This window comes from Duganella qianjiadongensis (assembly GCF_009857915.1).
GTDB lineage: Bacteria > Pseudomonadota > Gammaproteobacteria > Burkholderiales > Burkholderiaceae_D > Rugamonas > Rugamonas qianjiadongensis.
On the sequence record NZ_WWCM01000048.1, the window covers coordinates 1 to 2070 of the forward strand.

2 protein-coding genes and 1 pseudogene are annotated in these 2070 nt (G+C 49.3%); all 3 read left to right on the plus strand.

Features of this window, described 5'->3' with window-relative positions; all coding sequences use genetic code 11:
* Positions 1-136: 136 nt before the first annotated feature.
* A pseudogene (gene istA / locus GTP27_RS24325) lies at positions 137-784 on the plus strand (IS21 family transposase); the annotation flags it as partial.
* Positions 785-1420 carry a Mu transposase domain-containing protein gene (locus GTP27_RS24330; RefSeq protein ID WP_371865993.1) on the plus strand — a complete coding sequence of 212 codons (636 nt, stop codon included), beginning with the start codon at positions 785-787 and terminating at the stop codon, positions 1418-1420.
* Positions 1417-1986, plus strand: a complete 570-nt coding sequence (locus GTP27_RS23185; protein ID WP_161041449.1) for an ATP-binding protein — start codon at positions 1417-1419, stop codon at positions 1984-1986. Before GTP27_RS24330 ends, GTP27_RS23185 begins: the two co-directional genes overlap by 4 nt.
* The last annotated feature ends 84 nt before the right edge of the window (positions 1987-2070 follow it).

Consider the following 2070-nt stretch of genomic DNA (forward strand, 5'->3'; position numbering starts at 1 on the left):
TGCTCGCCTTGGCATTCCATGACCATACGGACGGAGCGTTCGATTACTTCGGGCGAGTGCTTAGATTTTTTCATAGATCCATTTTCTCAAATAATGGAGCCTCCCAGTTTTCCGGAACGGTTCAGTCCTCCATGAAGAGTGGCTATTAGGCGGTGATGAACGTAAACTTAGCTACTCCCGATTCTGCACGCTCTATAGTGAGTACAAGAAGTCTCTCAAAATCAGTCTGCGTCAAACGTATGTGCATGGTGAGCTTGGCTTCGTAGACTATTCAGGCCAGACAATGAATGTGTGTGACCCGAAGACTGGAGAGTTGACAGTAGCGCAGATATTTATCGGTGTTCTTGGCGGCTCGAATTACACGTTCTGCGAAGCTACTTGGTCGCAGAAACTTCCAGACTGGATCGAGTCGCATGTCAGAATGTTCGAGTTTTTCGGCGGTACCCCCAAAGTCATAGTGCATGATAACTTGCGCTCCGCTGTCACGAAAGTGAGCCGCACATCGCCCGTCATTAACGAGTCATACCTCAGAGTCTGTCAGCACTATGGTACGCACCCTTTCGCCGCGCGGGCTTACAAGCCCAAAGATAAATCGCCAGCGGAAGTTGCAGTGCAGATAGTTGAGCGCTGGATAATATTCAGACTGCGCAAACAAAAATTTTTCTCGCTGACAGAGTTAAATCGTGCTATCCGCCAACTACTCGATCAACTCAATCATAAGCCGTTTCAGAAACTTCCAGGGAATCGCTTCACAGCTTGGATCGAATCGGAACGATCTGCCCTTATACCTCTTCCACTTGATCGGTATGAAACTGCCGAGTGGGGCAGGACTCGCGCCGGAATCGACTATCACGTGACAATTGATGAGCACTCTTACAGCGTGCCAAATCAGCATAGAGGCATGGAATTTGAATACAAGCTTACAAGCACGACGCTCGAACTATTTATGCATAGCAAGCACGTGACCACGCACACTCGCAGCTTCGTAAGAGGGGGGCAGACGACGCTTGATTCTCACCGCACACAGGCACACAACGCGGTTGCAGGATGGACACCGGCCACGTCGCTCGAATGGGCAAAAACGGTAGGTCCTGGCACTGAGGCGGTTGTTAGCATGCAGCTCCCAAAGCTCAGCAACCACTACTTTGGCTATCGTGGATTAGCTGCAATGAAGCGGCTACATCATGACTTCGGCGCCCTTCGATTAGAGCAGGCCTGTCTGTATGCTGCGAAGCACAGAGTGATGAACACAGAAGACTTACGACGCATCCTAGCAGGTAACCTTGACCAGCTTCTCGCTAGGGATGCCGCCTCCCAAAACGCCTCTCCAAAACCAGTCTTACCAGCAAATCACGAAAATGTTCGCGGAGCATCGCATTACCTCAAAATTCTAAACGGAGAAGAGGATAACGAACCATGAATCACCATACAATAGAAGTTATGCGCAAGCTTGGGTTAAACGGAATGGCCGACGAATTCGAGCGACAAATTTCGAATCCAACTATAGATGAACTGCCGTTTGAGCATCGAATCCGTGTGCTGATTGATCAGGAGATGACCTATCGCGATAACAAGCGCTTGCACGGATTGTTGAAGAAAGCAAAACTACAAATAAGTGCTTCCGTCGAGGACATCGATTACAAAGCCGCGCGAGGGTTGAGTAAGCCCACAATGTTACAGCTTTCGACTCTAGAATGGGTGCGGCAATCCGCAAACCTGGTGATAACTGGACCAACTGGAACCGGGAAAACTTGGTTGTCTTGCGCTCTGGGAAACCAAGCATGTCGACAAGGTTTGTCTACGTACTTTATCCGCGTTCCGCTGCTTATTCAAGACTTCATTGGCGCTCATGCTGCCGGCAAATTTAAAACGTATCTCGCACACCTAGTCAAATACGATGTTCTTATTTTGGACGATTGGGGATTTGAGAATTTTAGCGCCGAAGGACCTGTCAGGAATTTTGTGTGCCGGGGTCGCGGTTCGTAGTTAATTAATCGCGTTGGTGAAGCGTTCCCCAAACAGAATGGCAAACTGGTTTGCTGCCATCTTCCAAGTTCGCTGCGGCATCTT